16 protein-coding genes and 1 riboswitch are annotated in these 19,143 nt (G+C 31.1%); of the genes, 3 read left to right on the top strand and 13 right to left on the bottom strand.

Annotated features, from left to right (window positions below; all coding sequences use genetic code 11):
- Positions 1-19: 19 nt before the first annotated feature.
- From ACWW38_RS01370 to tenA, 6 genes are all read right to left on the bottom strand, one after another.
- Positions 20-2,110, bottom strand: a complete 2,091-nt coding sequence (locus ACWW38_RS01370) for a helix-turn-helix domain-containing protein (RefSeq protein ID WP_456259039.1) — start codon at positions 2,108-2,110, stop codon at positions 20-22.
- A gap of 9 nt (positions 2,111-2,119) precedes the next feature.
- Positions 2,120-3,106 carry a delta-lactam-biosynthetic de-N-acetylase gene (pdaA, locus tag ACWW38_RS01375; RefSeq protein WP_456259040.1) on the bottom strand — a complete coding sequence of 329 codons (987 nt, stop codon included), beginning with the start codon at positions 3,104-3,106 and terminating at the stop codon, positions 2,120-2,122.
- Between the two features lie 149 nt (positions 3,107-3,255).
- Positions 3,256-4,269, bottom strand: coding sequence for an ABC transporter substrate-binding protein (locus ACWW38_RS01380; RefSeq protein WP_456259041.1), 1,014 nt, complete (start codon positions 4,267-4,269; stop codon positions 3,256-3,258).
- A complete protein-coding gene (locus tag ACWW38_RS01385) occupies positions 4,266-5,009 on the bottom strand; it encodes an ABC transporter permease (protein ID WP_456259042.1) in 744 nt (247 codons plus the stop codon). The genes ACWW38_RS01380 and ACWW38_RS01385 overlap by 4 nt, the downstream gene beginning before the upstream one ends.
- A complete protein-coding gene (locus tag ACWW38_RS01390; protein ID WP_456259043.1) occupies positions 5,006-5,758 on the bottom strand; it encodes an ABC transporter ATP-binding protein in 753 nt (250 codons plus the stop codon). Before ACWW38_RS01390 ends, ACWW38_RS01385 begins: the two co-directional genes overlap by 4 nt.
- 6 nt (positions 5,759-5,764) lie before the next feature.
- Entirely contained in the window at positions 5,765-6,424 is a 660-nt protein-coding gene (gene tenA, locus ACWW38_RS01395) for a thiaminase II (RefSeq protein ID WP_456259044.1), read from the bottom strand.
- Positions 6,425-6,533: 109 nt separating this feature from the next.
- A riboswitch (TPP riboswitch) is annotated at positions 6,534-6,643 on the bottom strand.
- 575 nt (positions 6,644-7,218) lie between these two features.
- On the opposite strand from tenA, the gene nuoE reads away from it, so the two are divergent.
- From nuoE to ACWW38_RS01410, 3 genes are read left to right on the top strand one after another with little or no spacing between them, the layout of a single operon-like run.
- Positions 7,219-7,698, top strand: a complete 480-nt coding sequence (gene nuoE / locus ACWW38_RS01400) for an NADH-quinone oxidoreductase subunit NuoE (protein WP_456259045.1) — start codon at positions 7,219-7,221, stop codon at positions 7,696-7,698.
- A 12-nt stretch (positions 7,699-7,710) separates the two neighbouring features.
- Positions 7,711-9,597 (top strand): NADH-ubiquinone oxidoreductase-F iron-sulfur binding region domain-containing protein, encoded by a 1,887-nt coding sequence (locus tag ACWW38_RS01405; RefSeq protein WP_456259046.1) that lies wholly within the window; start codon positions 7,711-7,713, stop codon positions 9,595-9,597.
- Between the two features lie 32 nt (positions 9,598-9,629).
- Positions 9,630-11,354: an NADH-dependent [FeFe] hydrogenase, group A6 gene (locus ACWW38_RS01410; protein ID WP_456259047.1), complete on the top strand. Its 1,725-nt coding sequence runs from the start codon at positions 9,630-9,632 to the stop codon at positions 11,352-11,354.
- 135 nt (positions 11,355-11,489) lie between these two features.
- On the opposite strand, the gene ACWW38_RS01415 is transcribed toward ACWW38_RS01410, so the two are convergent.
- From ACWW38_RS01415 to ACWW38_RS01445, 7 genes are all read right to left on the bottom strand, one after another.
- Positions 11,490-12,662, bottom strand: coding sequence for a SpoIIE family protein phosphatase (locus ACWW38_RS01415; RefSeq protein ID WP_456259048.1), 1,173 nt, complete (start codon positions 12,660-12,662; stop codon positions 11,490-11,492).
- A gap of 12 nt (positions 12,663-12,674) precedes the next feature.
- A complete protein-coding gene (locus ACWW38_RS01420) occupies positions 12,675-14,402 on the bottom strand; it encodes a [Fe-Fe] hydrogenase large subunit C-terminal domain-containing protein (RefSeq protein WP_456259049.1) in 1,728 nt (575 codons plus the stop codon).
- On the bottom strand, positions 14,403-14,654 hold the full coding sequence (locus ACWW38_RS01425; protein ID WP_456259050.1) for a (2Fe-2S) ferredoxin domain-containing protein: 252 nt from the start codon (positions 14,652-14,654) through the stop codon (positions 14,403-14,405).
- Between the two features lie 288 nt (positions 14,655-14,942).
- Positions 14,943-15,602 (bottom strand): deoxyribose-phosphate aldolase, encoded by a 660-nt coding sequence (gene deoC, locus ACWW38_RS01430; RefSeq protein ID WP_456259051.1) that lies wholly within the window; start codon positions 15,600-15,602, stop codon positions 14,943-14,945.
- A gap of 39 nt (positions 15,603-15,641) precedes the next feature.
- On the bottom strand, positions 15,642-16,613 hold the full coding sequence (locus ACWW38_RS01435) for a substrate-binding domain-containing protein (RefSeq protein WP_456259052.1): 972 nt from the start codon (positions 16,611-16,613) through the stop codon (positions 15,642-15,644).
- A 48-nt stretch (positions 16,614-16,661) separates the two neighbouring features.
- Positions 16,662-17,615: an ABC transporter permease gene (locus tag ACWW38_RS01440; RefSeq protein WP_456259053.1), complete on the bottom strand. Its 954-nt coding sequence runs from the start codon at positions 17,613-17,615 to the stop codon at positions 16,662-16,664.
- Positions 17,612-19,111, bottom strand: coding sequence for a sugar ABC transporter ATP-binding protein (locus ACWW38_RS01445; RefSeq protein WP_456259054.1), 1,500 nt, complete (start codon positions 19,109-19,111; stop codon positions 17,612-17,614). The genes ACWW38_RS01440 and ACWW38_RS01445 overlap by 4 nt, the downstream gene beginning before the upstream one ends.
- Positions 19,112-19,143: the final 32 nt, after the last annotated feature.

The raw sequence follows: 19,143 nt of genomic DNA on the forward strand, positions 1-19,143 counted from the left end.
AAAATAACAAAAAAACACCTTAAAATAGGTGTTTTTGTACTTTTTGAAGAGTAATTAATACAGCTCCATACCCTTCTATTTTTGATATTATGTTATAAACAGGCTTCTTTTTTGCAAAATCTAATGATATTTTAGGTTTTGATATACTGTATAAAACATTCATTTCTTCATCTGTAAGTCTTTTAGGTCTCCCCATAGATATCCAATTATTAAAAGCTGATCCTGCTTTTTCGCCTATTTCATATATAGTTACCTTGTAGTCATACTGTAAATTCTTTAAAGACAATGATATTTCTCTTTCTAAAACATTTTTTTCTATTCTTTTATTTTTTAGAGCTTCTAAATCTATAAGCTTATTTAGATCTTCACTAAAACTATAAAGGAGTATTTGATAGTTATCCTCTGAAGAAGTTACAATATATCCTTTATCTTTTTTAACAAGAACATCTCCAAGTTTTGATAAAAAGTAATAAGCATAATATGAAGCTTTTTTTATTCCATTAAGAGTTGTTATTCCCGGTGCCCCAAAGAACAATTCGTTATTCATTACACTGTTTTCTTCTACAGTATCATAAGCTTTCAAAAATAGCATATCATTTTTCTCATTAATAAAATTATGAATTACATAAGGAACCATATATGATGTATCAAATATTGCGTTTACTGAGTTATATTCTTCAAATGGTTCTTCTACTATATCCTCTAATTCATATCTATCAAATATCTTTTGAGCAGCCTCGATATAATCTTTTGGAAGATCTTTAGCTACTCTAAATTTCCACACTTGAACTTCTTCAATACCATAAAGATCAGAAAAATACAGAATAAAGCTCTCTAAAAGTCTCAGAAACAGTTCTATTTCATCAAATACCTTATCTAATATAATAATTGGCATAAGTTGAATATCTACAAGAAATTCCATAAGTTTTTCAGCCTCATTCCAGTTAAGAAAGTCTACATTTTTGTTAAAGTAGATTCTCATATCCTTATGGAATAAATATTGGACTATTCCATATTTAAACCCTATATCCTTCTGAATACTTTTAACAAAACTTTGTTCTTTCTCCTTTATAAGCTCTATTGCATCACCTAGGTTTATAACTTCTTTCCAATAATCATTTACTTGGCCAATATCATTAGACGTATCAACTTCTATTTTTATAATTTCTTTTTCATAATTAAATCTATCATATTCTTCAAGATACATAGAGATATAATCAATAGCTTCTAATAGTTCAAGTTCTTTATATTTTTTCCGCATTTCATATTTTTCTTCAGGTATATAGTTTTTCTTCCTGTACTGAAGTGGAGTAACATTATAATACATCTTAAAATACTTATTGTAATACCTGGTATGTGAAAATCCAACTTCCTCAGAAATTTCAGATATAGTCTTTTCTGTATCTAATAATAATTTTACAGATTCATGAACTCTTGTTGAGTTTAAAAAGTCCATAAAATTAGTTCCTGCCATATTTTTTATTTCATGGGATAGATAGTACGAACTTAAAAATTCACGTTCTGCTATATCCTTAAGACTTATCTTGTTCATATAATTGTTATATATAAACTTGGAAATTCTATGATATCTTTGAAATTGTATGTCATTCTCTTTTAAACCTTCTTCATCATATATTAGATAATGAAAATTGTTTAACAAATGAAATAATAATTTTACCATTTGCTCTTCTATCTCTTCGTCGTAATCGTCGCTTTTTTGGATTGCCTCATAGGCAAGGATAGCTAAAACCCTTCTTAATATTTGATACTTTTCCTTTTCCTGCACATCTTCCTCTGATGAGTTAGTATAAAAGTATATATCTTTAACATCATTGTAGTACTTTTCAAAGAAATCTAAGTCCATCTTAAATATTAATATTTTGTTATCTCCGCTCTCAGAATATATTCTATGTGTTTCATCTGCATTTACTATTTCAATTTCTTTTTCTCTAAGTTCATATGTTTCTGATTCCATTTGAACATATATAGTTCCTTTTAATACAAATATTATCTCAAGACAGTTATGCCAGTGAAGTGGATAATCTTTTATAGACTGCAGACTAATACTAAGAGGAAGATGTTCCATAAAACTTATATATTCTCTTCTCATAGTTCCTCCTTAACTTAAATTCGTTAGTGATTTAAAATCATATCCTCTATTTCTCCACTCATGTATTAAATAATCTAGAACTTCTGTATTAGTTTTTGAGATAGCATGTAGAAGTATAACAGCCCCATTATGAGTTCTATTTAATAATATTGTCTTAGCCTCCTCAAGAGATGGTTGGTCGTCTACCTCGTAATCTCTATAAGCAACACTCCAAAATACTGTTTTATATCCTAACTTTTTTGTATAATATAATGAAAGTTCATTGTATGCTCCCATTGGCGGTCTAAAGAATTTATCCATTTTCTTTCCTGCAACTTGTTCAAAGGCTTTTTCAGTGGATAAGATTTCATTATTAAATTCATTTTTATTTGATTTAGCAAGCTTAGCCATAGAAGGATGCCTTTTTGAATGATTGCAAACTAAATGTCCTTCCTGTACCATCCTTTTAATCAACTCTTTATTTGCCCTAATATATGGTTCTGTAACAAAAAAAGCTGCTTTCACATTGTTTTCTTTTAATATGTCTAATATTTTTGTAGTATAACCATTCTCATATCCTTCATCAAAGGTTAGATACAGCACCTTTTCATCTTTACTGCCAACATAGTATGCATCTTTATTTTTTATTATATCTAAAACTTCTTTAGGTTCATCTGGTTGGTTTCCTTTTGTATTAGGTATAAAAAACCATTCCCTATCAGTTAAATTAAGATTCTTTATATTCTCATTATCTGATTTATTATTATCTTTATTAGGTGAAACTACTTCTTTATTTTTATCTTCTTTCTCTTTATCTTCTTTATTCTCTAATTGCTTATCTTTATTACCAACCTCTATATTTTCTGTATCTTTATATTTTGGAGCTTGATCTTTTTTATTGTTTTCTATATTGCTACCGCTTGTATTGCTTTTTAAATTTTCTGTTTTACCTATACAAGCAACCATTGAAAAAACTAAACTTAAAGAAATTATCCCTGCTAAGAGTTTATTTTTCAATTTAACACCTTCTTAATATATTTTTCAATATAATATAATAAAACTCCCTAGGAAATAAAATCCTTAAGAAGTTTTATTTACATAACAAATATATTATAAACTAATTATTGCTCACCAGCAAATTTCACATAGTTTACTTTTTTACAGTGCTATTTTGTATTTAATAGGTCTACATAAAAATCTTCAGCTTTAACCTTTTCTTTCAGAAGGCCTTTCTTATATAACCAATCTATATTTTCTTCCCAAACTTTCTTATCTTGACTTAAAAACGGTTGTTCTTTTGATTCCATTTTAGGAAGTAATACATTTATACTTTCTTTTTCTACTGCTTCTATAAGTGGAAAATTATCTTTTTGTTGATTATCTAATAGTATTTTTAATGATTTATCTGGATTATTTTTCATAAAATCAAAGCCTTTTTGGCAAGCCTTCATAAACTTTCTTAGAGTTTCAGGTTTTTCTTTTAAAGTATTATCACTTGTAACAAAAATTGCTTCATAATAATTAGGTACTCCATATTTAGATGGATCAAAATAATTTATCTCATGACCTTCATGTTTTAAAACAGGAACTTCATGATTTATAAGTCCACCAGTAGTTGCATCAACTTTTTTTGTTATCATTGAAGAAAGCAATTCAAATCCTACATCTACTATCTTTACTGAATTTGGGTCTCCCCCATCTGCTTTTACCATTGTCTTAACATACTCTGTATTAAGTGGGTTTCCAGAAAATCCAACGGTCTTTCCTGATAGATCCTTAGGCGAATTTATATTTTTTTCTTTTAATGAAATAATAACGTTTAATGGGGATTGTACTATAGTCCCAATACATTTTACCGGAACTTTTTCGTTTGCCCTAGAAATTATTACATCTGGTTGATAATAAATTCCTAAAGTTGCTTTGCCTGCAGCTGGTAAAGCCAATGGATCTGTTGGATTTGAAGGAAATTTAATATGTACATTTAATCCCTCTTCTTTAAAATATCCATTTTCTATGGCTGCATATATAAAGCTATGTAATGCATTCGGATACCAATCCAGTACTAAATCTACATCTTCTAACTTGTCTGATTTCTTTACACTAGCCCCTTTGCTGGAACATCCTGTAACTATAAAGCTTAGTAACGCTAATAATACTAATAATACTTTTACTTTTTTCACGCTTCATTCCTCCATTTTATTATTTTATTTTCTAAGATATTTATTATACAAACTAAAATTATTGCAGCAACAGATAAAATCAATATTGGAGCGAAGACTGCAGCACCATCCAATTGAGTCATCATTCTTTTGCTAAAATATCCAAGACCAGATTGTGCTCCCAGCCACTCACTGATGGCAGCCCCTATTACACTTAGTGGAACAGATATTTTTAATGCAGAAAAGAAATATGGCATTGCAGAAGGAAGTTTTAATTTAATGAAAATATCTTTCTTACTTGCTCCATAGGTAATCAGCAATTCCTCCATATCCTTTCTAGTAGACCTAAGACCATCATATACATTTACTGTTATAGGAAAAAAGGTAATTAATATAGTTACTATTACTTTGCTCCAAATGCTATACCCAAACCAAAGTACAAATATTGGAGCTAATGCAGTAATTGGTATAGTTTGGGTCACTACTACAATAGGATATACAGCCTTTTCTATTTTTTCGTTTAAACTCATAATTACAGCTAAAAAAACTCCCAAAGCAACTGAAATGATAAGACCTATAAACGTAATCAATAGTGTAGATGGCAGATGAACTAAAAATAAAGGTTCCCTCAGCTCCCAAGTTTTTTGTAAAATTCTACTGGGTGATGGGAGTATATACATGGCATTTATATACCTTGCAACCAATTCCCAGATTATAAAAAATAAAATTCCTACTATTATTGATGATTTATACTTTCTCATATCTCAATCCTCTGCTTTAATTCGTTTATAAGTTCCTCTTTTATGCACAATATTTCTGGTCTGCTCAACATATGCCTATCTCTGGGATAATCAGCTGGAACTATTATTTCTTTTAATGTGGCTATAGGTTTTTCTGAAATAACAAATATTTTATTTGATAAAAATAATGCTTCTTCTACATCATGAGTTATAAATAATATAGTTTTCCTCAGACTAACCCATTGAGTTAATAACCATTCCTGCATAGAAATTTTTGTTATAGCATCCAATGCGCTAAAAGGTTCATCTAAAAGCATAACTTCAGAACCTGTAAGCAAGGTTCTAATAAAAGAAACTCTCTGCCTCATACCACCTGATAAATCTTTAGGATATTTATCTTTATATTTTTCAAGTCCAAAAACTTTCAAAAATTCTTCTGCCTTTTGCTTTGCTTCACTTATACTTTTACCATTAACCTCTAATGGTAAAGAAGCATTTTCAGAAATAGTTCTCCATGGTATCAATAGATCTCTTTGGGGCATGTACCCTATATACCCATTTAAATTATTGATATTATTATTATTTATAAAAATCTCTCCATTAGAAACTTTCTCAAGACCTAATATTAGTCTAAAGATAGTACTTTTCCCACATCCACTGGGTCCTATTATGCTTATAAAATCATTTTTATCTACATGAAAGCTTAAGTCTTCTATAAGAAACTTTGAATCATTTTTATATTTAAAATTAACATTACAGAACCTCAACATAAAATTTTACATCTCCTTGCCATAAGACATATCCCAAAACATATATTCATATTTGCTGGTATTCACAAATATCTCTTCCAACTTTTTAAGTTCACTATCTGACATGTTTTCTGACAAACTGTCTACTAGATCTATAACCCATTGGGTGGCTTGTTTATATTCATTAGAAATATAACCTCTTATCCATTCTCCATAAAATTCATGTTCCGTAGAACCTGGTAATTGACTTAACTTCTCGCCAATTTCTAGATAACTCCACATACAAGCTAATAATGAAGTGGTAAGTTCCGCCAAATTTCCAACATGAGAAATTGCAAGCATATAGTGGGTGTAAGAAATATTAGTAAGAGAAGCCTTAGCTAATTTAATTTCTTCTGAAGTAATCCCAAGTCTTTTCATATATGATCTATGTATACTCATTTCTCCATTTAATATTTCATTTACCATTTTAGAGAACCCTTGCATAACCTCTTCACTATCTGCCTTAACTATACCTAAGGCATATACTTTAGCGTAATCTAATAGATAAATATAATCTTGAATCATATAAAATTTAAACTTTTCTACATCTAAAGTACCATCACCTATCCCTTTTATAAATGGATGTTCATAATACGAATTCCAGATTTCCTCCACGGTTTTATATAATTTTTTCGAAAACTTCATTTCAAATCCTCCTCATTTTTATAAAGTTCAATTAAGTTAAAAATAAAAAAGCACAGACCTCAAAAGAGATTTGTGCTTATACTTATACTTTTAATATTTTTATTATTAGCAAAGTTTAAAAACCTCTTCCTACGCTGGAATTATCCAGATCAGGTTAAAGGGTCTAAGAATATCGTTCCTAATCTCAGCCGGCAAACACCAGCTCCCCTGGGATTATTATACTAAATTTTATTATTCAATTTTATTTTTATCCGATGACTACCCGCTCTAATACTCCCATGGCACTCTGTGAAAGCGATTCGCACCAAATCGAAGATTTGGACTCTCTGCTTTTTTTTAAAGTGGGAGTAAAGGGCGGCTACGTCCCTGGATAACGATTTCTAAGCTTCAGACTCCATCTGAAGCCAAGAACTCTGTTTATAAAATTATATTACTATAACATATTATCATCGTCAATGTTTAAATATTTCAAAACAAATCTATGTTTTAAAATTAACAATGTTTTAGAGTTATTTATAACCATTTTTAGTACTTTTACTTTCTTTTTTCGATTTTATAATAACTATATTAAGTACTTAAAAACCATATATTAAGAGTTTTTACATAGAACATAACAGGGTTTTCCTCCATTTCACGACAAACGCTTTAAAATTTTTGATATTTTTTTAATTAAAATAAAATTTATCATATAATTTATTCCTTTATTTTTTTATAAATATCTTTATTTTTTTGTAAAGTTTGATATAATTTAAACAAACGGAATTTTATTTTTAAACATAAGGGGGTACACTTAATTGTGTTGTAATAATCAAGATAATAAAAATTTTACAGAACTGGAACAATTCATTGACAACATTCCTGACAAAAATGGTGCCTTAATCGAAGTGCTTCATAGGGCACAAAATATCTTTGGTTACTTATCTAAAGAAGTACAAAAATTTATAGCCAAGAAATTAGAAATACCCGTTTCCAAAGTTAATGGTGTTGTAACCTTCTATTCTTATTTTACCGAAGAACCAACTGGCAAATATGTTATAAATATATGCATGGGGACCGCTTGCTTTGTAAGAGGTGCTGGTGATATACTTTCTGAATTTGAAAAAAAATTAGGTATTAAGGTTGGAGAAACTACTTCCGATGGTAAATTTACTGTTCAAATTTTAAGATGCGTAGGAGCCTGTGGATTAGCACCAGTAGTAACTGTAAATGATAAAGTTTACGGTCATTTTACTAAAGAAATGGTAGATAAAGTTTTAGACGAATATTCAGAATAGGAGGAATTATCATTGAATAAAATAAATTCTTATGCACAATTACAAGATTTATATGAAAAATATTCTTTAGACTTAGAGATAAGAGAAGATACTAAAACTGAAAAAGAAGCTCAATCCTGCAATCGCTTTCTAACAATTTGTGGTGGAACAGGATGTAAATCATCTGAAAGTGATAAAATTCTTGAGAATTTAAAAAACGAGATTGAAAAAGCAGGATTATCATATAGAGTAACTGTATCTATAACAGGATGCTTTGGATTTTGTGAAAAAGGTCCTATAGTTAAAGTAAGTCCAGATGATACATTTTATGTAAGTGTTAAGCCAGAAGATGCTGAAGAAATAGTTAAAAGCCATCTGGTTGAAGGAAAGATTGTGGAAAGACTTCTATACGAGGAACCTTCTTTAAAGGAAAAAGTTCATAGACAAGATCAAATGTCCTTTTATAAAAAACAACATAGAATAGCATTAAGAAATTGCGGTTTTATAAATCCTGAAAAAATACAAGAAAGCATAGGAGCTAAAGGATATCAAGCTTTAGGAAAAGTATTAACAGAAATGACTCCTGATGATGTTATAAAACTTATGATAGATTCTGGATTAAGAGGAAGAGGTGGCGGTGGCTTCCCTATCGGTAAAAAATGGGCCTTTGCTAAATCATATGATTCAGATCAAAAATATATTATTTGTAACGCTGATGAAGGTGATCCAGGTGCTTTCATGGATCGTTCAATTTTAGAAGGTGACCCTCATAGCGTACTTGAAGCTATGGCTATTGGTGGTTATGTAATAGGAGCTTCAAAAGGTGTTATCTATATAAGAGCTGAATATCCTCTTGCTGTAAACAGATTAAAAATAGCTATAGAGCAAGCTAGAGCTCTTGGACTTTTAGGTGAAAATATACTAAATACTGGTTTTAATTTTGATATAGATATAAAATATGGCGCAGGAGCTTTCGTGTGTGGAGAAGAAACAGCTTTAATCCACTCAGTAGAAGGCTGCCGTGGTGAGCCTACAAATAAACCTCCATTTCCAGCTGAAAGTGGACTATGGAATAAACCAACCTGCGTAAACAATGTGGAAACACTAGCTAATGTTCCTATAATAATAATAAACGGAGCTGATTGGTATAATTCTATCGGAACTGCTACTTCAAAAGGAACTAAGGTTTTTGCTTTAGCCGGAAATATAAATAATGTAGGACTTGTTGAAGTTCCAATGGGAACTACTTTAAGAGAAATAATTTACGATATAGGTGGAGGAATAAAACACGGACATAAATTTAAAGCTGTTCAAACTGGCGGTCCCTCTGGAGGATGTATCCCAGCTTCTCACCTAGATATTGCTATTGACTATGAATCACTATCATCTATAGGCTCAATGATGGGCTCCGGTGGAATGATAGTTATGGATGATAAGAACTGTATGGTTGACATAGCCAAATTCTATCTAGAATTCACTGTAGATGAATCTTGTGGAAAGTGTACTCCATGTAGAATCGGAAATAAACGTCTACTTGAAATACTTACAAGAATAACTAATGGACAAGGCGTTCCAGAAGACATAGAAAAATTACATGAATTAGCAACTACAATAAAAGATACTTCACTATGTGGTCTTGGACAAACCGCTCCAAACCCAGTATTAAGTACTATGGAATATTTTATGGATGAATATGAAGCTCATATACTTCATAAAACATGCCCTGCTGGTGTATGTAAAAACCTAGTAAGATATGAAATTACTGATAAATGTATAGGATGTACTAAATGTGCTAGAAATTGTCCTGTATCTTGTATTAGCGGTAAAGTAAAAGAAATACACACTATAGTTCAAGATAAATGTATAAAATGCGGTGCATGCTTCAACGCTTGTCCGGTAGACGCAATTATAAAGAAATAATAATTTTGAATTTTGAGAAAGAGGTGAAGGTTTTGAGTTTAGTTACTCTTACTATAAATGATAAAAAAGTAAAGGTAGAAGATGGAACTACTATCCTAGCAGCAGCAAAACTATTAGATATAAATATTCCCACACTATGCCATTTAAAACTACATGATGATATAGAAAATAATCCGGGTTCTTGTAGAGTTTGTATGGTAGAAGTGGTTGGAAGAAGAAATCTAGCCCCTGCTTGCAGTACTCCTGTAACAGATGGTATGATTGTAAAAACTAATTCTATAAGAGCTATAAAATCTCGTAGAACCATAGTTGAACTCCTTCTTTCAGATCATCCGCAAAATTGTCTTCTTTGTGAAAAGAATACAGATTGTGAACTTCAACAATTAGCTGCAGATATGGGTATAAGAGAAATAAAATATGATGGTCAAATGTCTACCTTCCCAATAGATAACTCTAGCTATTCTATAGTCCGTGAATTAGATAAATGTATATTATGTAGAAGATGCGAAACTGTATGTAATAAAGTACAAACTGTTTCTGTTCTTTCTGCTATAGATAGAGGTTTTGAGACAGTTATATCTCCTGCCTTTGGAGATAAGATGCTTGATACTAATTGCACTTTCTGCGGTCAGTGCGTATCTGTATGTCCAACTGGCGCATTAACTGAAGTTAATAATACCTCAAAAGTTTGGAACGTTTTAAACAATAGAAAAAAATTTACAATAGTTCAAACTGCTCCAGCAGTAAGAGCTGCTCTAGGAGAAGCCTTCGGCATGGAGCCAGGTCAAGCTGTAACTGGGAAAATGGTTTCTTCTCTTAAAGCACTTGGATTTGATAAAGTATTCGATACAAATTTTGCTGCTGACCTTACTATAATGGAAGAAGCGGCAGAACTTATGGATAGAATTAAAAACGGCGGAAGACTTCCAATGTTAACTAGCTGCTGTCCAGGCTGGATAAATTTCTTTGAACATGAATTTGCTGACCTTTTAGATATTCCATCCAGCTGTAAATCTCCACAGCAGATGTTTGGTGCAGTAGCAAAAACTTACTACGCAGAAAAAATGAATATAAATCCTGAAGATATAGTTGTTGTCTCAGTAATGCCTTGCTTAGCAAAAAAATATGAAGCTGCACGACCTGAGATGAACAAGGATGTAGATATTGTAATAAGTACAAGAGAGCTAGCTAAAATGATTAAAGAAGCTGGTATAAACTTTACAGACCTTAAAGATGAAGAGTTTGACTGTATACTAGGAGAATCTACTGGTGCAGCAGTTATATTCGGAGTAACTGGCGGGGTTATGGAAGCTGCTCTTCGTACTGCTTATGAATGGATTACAGATGAAAATTTAGACAACGTAGAATTTGAAATAGTTCGTGGTTTCCATGGTATAAAGGAAGCTACTATAAATGTAAAAGGTATGGAAGTAAAAGCTGCCATCGCCAGTGGTCTTGGTAATGCAAGAACTCTTTTAAATAAAATAAGAAATGGAGAGGCAGATTATCAAATTATTGAAATTATGGCTTGTCCAGGAGGATGTATCGATGGTGGTGGTCAACCATTTATACATGGTAAACATGAAATACTGGAGAAGAGAATGAATGCTATATACGAAGAAGATAGACATAAATCTATCAGAAAATCTCATGAAAATCCAGCTATAATAGAAATCTATAAGGATTTCCTTGGAAAACCTAATAGTGAATTAGCTCATAAGTTACTTCATACAAAATATACAAAGAATGAAATATAGCATATTATATTTTTAAATCTTAGCAGAATAAGGGGCTATCACACTAAGAATAAATACTACAATGTATTGTGTTAACTTTAAACTTGCAAGACAGTATATTGTATGTAAATTTCTTAATGCGACAGTCCCTTATTATTAAACATATTTTATATTAACTTCTTTTCCCAATCTCTTCATAAGATCACATATTTCCTCTAAAAGCTTTAATTTTATGCTTAAATGAGATGGAAAATCAGGATTTTGATGTGCAGGATTTATTGCCATACCTACCCATAAATTAAGGCGTGTGCAGTCTTCAATTAAAATTTCAAATAGTTGACTAGCTCCATCCATTTCTCCAAAATCTACTTTTTCTAATGAAGTATTCACAGGTTCCATGGAAGCTCTAATTTTTTCTATAACTTTGCTTAAAGTTAATACCCCCTCTGTTATAAGATCTATCCCTTCCATAGATGCTGTAGGAGGTATATCTTCACTAAAATATTCTAAGCTTACATTCAGCTTTCTATTAAGTTCTCTTTCCGCAATATTAGCTGCAGTACCTCCACATATAATTTTTTTCCCTTTACTTTTTATAAATTCTTTAATTACATGGGAATCATTATTTCTATCGTTAGGTGGACCGGCAAATAAATTAACATAGCTTGGCTTTCTTACTTTCACTGCTACAACAGTTGTGTCATCTCCAGGCTTGCCGTTATATAAATCCCAACAGCTTTCCAATAAATCGTCTGCTACTATTTTTGCACTTTTAGTTCTAGAACATACCTTTTTTAAATAATTATTAACATCATCCCACTGCCAGCCCAAGTTTAAAATATTACCTAACCCTGCATGTATAACACCATCACTAGCTACTACAAGTGTATCCCCGTCATCTAATTTTAAATATCTTTCTTTTATAATTCTCTCATTTATCACTAATTCATTTTCTTCTAATTCTATACTTTGCTTATTGGGCATAATAAAGGTTGGAGGATTATCGTATTCAGTTATATATGTTCTTCCGTCATCATATATCTTTAGAATAGTAAATGTGGAATAAGCAATATTCCTAACCTTACAAACTGGAAGAGTTTTAGCAATAGTATCTACTGTTTCATATATATCTGCACCTTTTTTTAGCATTGTGCCTGCAATCTTTGATGTTAATGTTGATAATATGTTTGCTTTAACTCCACTCCCCAATCCATCTGCCATAACTATTACAGTATAATCAGAAAGTCTTGAAATGCTTACCATATCCCCCGGCAGTTCTTCACCGTATTTTGTTAAAGTACCATATGATACATCTATAAAATAGCTCATAAAACTACCTCCTTAAATTATGCCATTTTCTCCTTCAACTATCTTCTTTAACTTTGTTAAGGTAATCTTTGTCTCCGCCGTTGTCTCCCCTAGTAAACTAGCTATTTCTTGAGCTACCATCATTTGCTTGTCTATTACTTCTTGAGCAGCATTTAATGTATTTTCTTTAAGTTTCATAAGTTCCTTTTTATTTTTTTCTTCCTCGGTTATATTTACCATAGCTACAACTACTATATTTTGTTCTTTCAAATACACAGCATTTGCTACGAATTCTAAATTGTAGCTCAGACAACTTATTTTCTTATTTATTATCTTACTTCTGTCTTCCACAATATTTTTAAAGTCTTTATCATCCATAAGTAATGATATAGGCTTGTCTATTATATTTTCTCTTCTAATCATAAATGCTCTTTCTACTGCTGGATTTATGTCAACTACATTCATGTTTTCATCTAAAAGTATCATACAGTTTATTGTATTTTCAAATATTACATTTCTTAGATTTTCAGCCTTACTCCTCATATAGTGAAGGCACATAGTGCTTTCCGCCATACCTTCATATATAGCTTTAGCCTTCTCTCTGCAGGTATTATATCCGCACACTCCGCAATTCAACTCATCTTCTTTACTGTGTTTGCCCATTTCCTTCATTATCATATCTAATTCACTTTCACTAACATCTAACTTAGATATACTCTTATCTATAAACTGTCTTGTAAAATTTTTAAAATTCCATTCTTTGCTATAAACCTGCTCATCATCCTTCGAATCTCTAGCATTTTTCATATATTTTCTTACTCTTAATGACTTTTTAAAATACCTATTTTCATTTTTAACCATACCAGGTCCGCCTATACAGCTTCCTCTACAAATGCTCATTTCTATAAATGCATTTTCTATTTCTCCATTTTTTATACTTTCAAGTAACTCAATGCACTCTTCAGTTCCGCTTACAGATATTACTTCTAGAGACTTTTCATCCAAAGTATTTTTTACAGTGTCAACTATTCCTCCAGATAGTGCATATCCTCTTCCTCCCATAAAAGAGTTTTTATCGAAATTTGTATCTTCCAGCTTATCAATTTCTATAGCATTCTCTTCTATCCATTCATATATTTCCTCAAAAGTTAATACTGCATCTATTGCTCCTTTGTTTGAAAAACTTTCAGACTCTACCTTTTTTCCAAGACATGGACCTATAAACACGATAAAACTATCCTCTCCATATACATCTCTAAGAATTTTACCATGGGCAACCATAGGAGATACCACTGGAATCAGATATTTTATTAAAGATGGATAATACTTTTCTACTAGATAATTAGCAGAAGGACATGCTGTAGTGATATAATTAGAACTAAAATTTTGTTCAATATAATTCTTATATAAACCTGAAACTAGGTCAGCACCTAGTGCAGTCTCTTCTACTGAAGAAAATCCAAACTTTTTTAAAAGGGAAACAAATTTATCAGGATTCATATCAAAAAATCCAGCAAAAGAAGGTGCAACAGTAGCTATTACTCTTTTACCTGAACTTATAGCTATCTTAACTTTTTCTAAGTCACTTACTATTTCTCTTGCATTCTGAGGACATATCACTAAGCAATGGCTGCATGCAATACATCTATCTTCTGCAATTTCAGCCTGCTCATTTTTAAATTTTATAGCTTTTACAGGACAACTTCTTAAACACTTATAACAATTTTTACAGTTAGCTGTAGAAAAATTCATGTAACTCATTTAAGAGATCCTCCCTAATATCTGTACTTTAAAAAATTCTTCTATATTACTTTCGCTTATAGAGTAAATTGTGTCATCCTCATCTATTCTTACAGCAACTCCCTCTGTACATTCTCCTAGACAAAATGACCCCTTTAACTCTACTTCATTCTTTAAATTATTTATTTCTATAAGTCTTTGAAATGATTTTATTACTTTAGAAGATCCTTTAATATGACAAGCACTTCCAACACATACACTTAAAGTTACCATACATCTCCCCCGCATTTTCTAAGAATTATATATCATAAAACTTAGTTAAAAATTTCACTTACATTATAATTTTACATCAAATATTAAGGAATTTATATATGAATTTACCTGATTTTTAGGTTAAATTAAGCATTTCCTGCAATGAAAGTATTATTACTTATCTCCTTATTTTAAACTTTTTAAAGTAATATAAATAAAGCCCTTACCTTCTTAAATAAAGGTAAGGGCTTTATTTATATATTATAAAACAATTTTCAATAGGAAAAACAACTTATCTTAAATGCAAAATTAATTCTCTTTAATTGACTCATTATAAATTTGTATGCCTGCGCTAGCTCCTATTCTATTAGCACCTGCTTCCAGCATAGCTTTAGCTGTCTTGTAGTCTCTTATTCCACCTGATGCCTTTACTCCTATATGTCCTCCAACTGTTTTTCTCATCAACTCTACATCGTCTGCTACTGCACCACCTGTGCTAAAACCTGTAGAAGTCTTAACAAAGTCAGCACCTGCTTCTTTTGATATTTCACAAGCTATAACTTTTTCCTCGTCTGTAAGTAAACAACACTCTATAATTACTTTTACATGTGCTTTACCTTTAACAGCATTTACTACAGCTTCAATATCTTCTTTTACATAGTCATATTTCTTATCCTTTAGAGCTCCTATATTTATAACCATGTCCACTTCTTCAGCTCCGCTTTTTACAGCTTCTTCCGCTTCAAAAGCTTTTACATTCTTAGTATTTGCTCCTAGAGGAAAACCAATAACTACACATGTTTTAACTCCACTATCTTTTAGTTCATTACTTACAACAGATGCATAATAAGGATTAACACAAACTGATGCAAATTTATATTCTTTAGCTTCATTACACATCTTTATAATTTCATCTAATCTAGCTTCTGGTTTTAGTAGTGTATGATCAATGTATTCTTGAATTTTCATATGTTATTAACCCCATTTCTTTTTATTGTAACAATAATATTATTCTTTAGTCTTTACATTATTTACATTGTCTTTTGTTACAAGTGTAGAATCAAGTATTACTGATTTTTCAACCTTTTCCCCGTTTAGCACTTTTATTGCAGTTAATACAGCATTTTTTCCAAGGAAGAATGGTGGTTCAGCAATTGTTGCTTCTTGTTTTCCAGCTTTTATTGCAGCTACTGCTGGATCTATTGCGTCACATCCAATAAGTGTTATCTTGTCCAGTCTTCCTGCTGCTTCTATAGCTTCTAAAGCACCTAAAGCCATTTCATCATTTGCAGCATAAACCCCGTCTATTTCAGGATTAGCTTGTAATATATTTTCCATAACCTTCATAGCTTCCGCTCTATCAAAGTTAGCAGTTTGCTTTGCAACTACTTTAATATCTTTGAATTTTGATATTGCTTCATTAAAACCTTTACTTCTGTCTTGAGCTACGTTAGTTCCCATAATTCCCATTATCTCTACTACTTTACCTTTTCCATTTAATGCTTTTCCTAAGAATTCTCCAGCTATATTACCTGAATGAATAGCATTAAATCCGATATGTGATACAACTTCTCCACCTTTTGCTGCTCTGTCAATTGTGATTACAGGTATTTTGTTATCATTTGCTTCTTCAATAGCAGCTACAATAGCATCACTATCACATGGATCAATTATTAATAAATCAGGCTTTTTCTGAATTAAGTTTTCAACATCAGTTAATTGTTTATTTGATTGGTTTTGAGCATCTGTAACTATTAATTCCACGTTATTTTCTTGTGCTCCCTTTTCAGCTCCCTTTTTAACATCAACGAAGAAAGGATTGTTTAATGTGTTCATTGAAAGACCAATAACAATTTTCTTTTTAGGATCTTTTCCAGCTTCTTTATTATCTTTGCTTTTCTCACCATTTGAACATCCAACAATTGTGCCTACCATAAGTATTGTCATAATAATAGAAAATAATTTTACAAGTTTTTTCATTCTCAAAAACCTCCTTTTATATTAACCTCAATAGTTTGAGGCTATTAACTATTTTACATCAACTTTATTTGATAAGTTTTTAAATTTACTATCAGCCAATACAGCAAGTAAGATAACTGCTCCTTTAACAATGTTAGCTGCAAAAGGATTAACATTCATTAATGTTAATATGTTATCTAATACCCCTAGAATCAACGCTCCTATAACTGTAGGTAAAATTGCTCCTTGTCCTCCAGAGAGACTTGTCCCACCTAGAATTACAGCTGCAATTGCATCCAGCTCATATCCAGATCCTGCTGTAGGTTGAGCAGACCCTAGTCTAGAAGTTAAAATTACTCCTGTTAAACCGGCTAATAAACCACTTATTGTATAAACCCATGTTTCTGTTCTTTTTACATTTATTCCTGACAATCTAGTAGCTTCTCTATTTCCACCAATGCTAAACACACTACGTCCAAATTTTGTGTATTTAAGTATGAAATAACTTAATAAAAATACTAAAATTAAAATTACGATAGGAAATGGAAGTCCAGCAATATACCCTTTACCAATAAATTTATACGCCTTGTCTTTTACTGCTATAGGTGATCCATTTGTAAATACTAAAACGCATCCTCTCACTAATACCATTGTAGCTAAGGTTACAATAAAAGGCGGTATACCTCCCCTAGTTATAAATAGACCATTAAATAGTCCAAACGCTGTACCAATAACTAGCGCAACAACAATTGCTGCAAATACTGAATTTGATTTTATTAAAACTGAAGCAGATATAGCTCCTGAAAGTGCTAATATAGAACCAACAGATAAGTCAATTCCTCCAGTTAATATAACAAATGTCATTCCAGCTCCAACTATTGCAATGATAGCAACTTGTCTAATAACATTTAGCAAATTATCTACTGTTAAAAATGCATCTGACAAAAATGTAGCAACTATTAATATTAAAACTAATACCGCAAAAGTTCTGTATTTAGTAATCAAATTAGTAAATTTCTTCATTCTTTAACCCCTCCCGCTGCATAAGCTAACACATTTTCTTGAGTCGCCTCAGATTTACTTAATTCTTTAACAATTTTACCTTCTTTCATTATGACAACTCTGTCGCTCATCCCAATTAGTTCTGGCAAATCTGAAGAAACAAGAATTACACTTATTCCGCTCTTAGTAAGCTCATCCATAATGTTGTATATTTCCGCTTTAGCGCCTACATCAACACCTCTTGTAGGTTCGTCAAGAATTAATACTTTAGGTTTAGTTTCTAGCATTTTTGCAAATACGACCTTTTGCTGATTTCCACCACTTAAATTTAAAACTAATTGATTTTCTGAAGGTACTTTAATGCCTAACTTACTAATTTCTCTCTCAACTAAATTCTTTTCTAGTGTACTATTTAGCAAATTATTTTTTTTAATTTTATCTAATGATGCTAAAGAGACATTTTCCTTAACACTTCTTATTAATACTAATCCTTCATTTTTTCTATCATCTGGAACTAATGATATTCCATGATTTATCGCATCCAAAGGTTTATTAATATTTACCTTACTTCCATCAATATACACTTCTCCAGCAATATTTCCATAGCATCCAAATAGAGCTTTAGATAATTGAATAGTTCCTGATCCTAAAAGTCCATATATTCCTAGTATCTCTCCTTTATTCAAATCAAAACTAACTCCATTTACCTGCTTTGCAGTAATATTTTTTGCTTGAAGAATTATATCTTTACCATTAAACTTTCTATCTGGATATAAATCAGTAACATCTTTACCAACCATTAGCCCTACTAATTCATCATAGTCTGTATCACTTGTCTTCATAGTTTGTATGTATTTGCCATCCCTAAAAACTGTTATTCTATCAGTTAGCTCAAATATTTCCTCTAATCTATGGGATATATAAATTATAGAAATCCCACTTTCTGTTAAACTTCTTATTATATTAAATAGCTTCTGTATTTCTTCATCTAACAAGGCAGCCGTTGGCTCGTCCATAATTATTACCTTAGAATTTAGTGATAAACATTTTGCTATTTCAACCATTTGTGCTTCAGCAACAGTGATATCCTTTACTAATGTTTTAGGGTCACTGCTAAGGCCAACTCTTTCCAGTAACTTTTTTGAATCTTCATACAATTTACGCCAGTCTACAAGCCCAAATTTATTTAAGGGCTGTCTACCTAAATATAAATTCTCTGCTATACTCAAATAAGGAATCAAGTTAAATTCTTGATATATCATGGATATTCCCATGTCTTGAGCTTGTTTTGTAGAGGAAAATTTCACTTCATTTCCTTCAAAATAAAGCTTCCCTGAAGTATACTCTTGAGCTCCAGATATTATCTTCATTAAAGTAGATTTTCCTGCTCCATTCTCTCCACAAAGTGCATGTACTTCCCCTTTTAACACTTCCAACTGAACGTTATCAAGAGCTTTAACACCTGGAAATACCTTAACAATATTCTCAAGCTTTAAAATCACTTTGTTATCTATCACTTTATATCACCATCTTTCATGCTATCAGTAAA

This window comes from Clostridium sp. JNZ J1-5 (assembly GCF_053901425.1).

Coding starts and splice junctions, on each gene's coding strand:
- deoC (WP_456259051.1), bottom strand. CDS start 15,602: ATGAAAATTCAAGAATACATTGATCATACACTACTAAAACCAGAAGCT.
- tenA (WP_456259044.1), bottom strand. CDS start 6,424: ATGAAGTTTTCGAAAAAATTATATAAAACCGTGGAGGAAATCTGGAAT.
- ACWW38_RS01385 (WP_456259042.1), bottom strand. CDS start 5,009: ATGAGAAAGTATAAATCATCAATAATAGTAGGAATTTTATTTTTTATA.
- ACWW38_RS01370 (WP_456259039.1), bottom strand. CDS start 2,110: ATGAGAAGAGAATATATAAGTTTTATGGAACATCTTCCTCTTAGTATT.
- ACWW38_RS01390 (WP_456259043.1), bottom strand. CDS start 5,758: ATGTTGAGGTTCTGTAATGTTAATTTTAAATATAAAAATGATTCAAAG.
- ACWW38_RS01420 (WP_456259049.1), bottom strand. CDS start 14,402: ATGAGTTACATGAATTTTTCTACAGCTAACTGTAAAAATTGTTATAAG.
- ACWW38_RS01440 (WP_456259053.1), bottom strand. CDS start 17,615: ATGAAGAAATTTACTAATTTGATTACTAAATACAGAACTTTTGCGGTA.
- ACWW38_RS01425 (WP_456259050.1), bottom strand. CDS start 14,654: ATGGTAACTTTAAGTGTATGTGTTGGAAGTGCTTGTCATATTAAAGGA.
- ACWW38_RS01435 (WP_456259052.1), bottom strand. CDS start 16,613: ATGAAAAAACTTGTAAAATTATTTTCTATTATTATGACAATACTTATG.
- ACWW38_RS01415 (WP_456259048.1), bottom strand. CDS start 12,662: ATGAGCTATTTTATAGATGTATCATATGGTACTTTAACAAAATACGGT.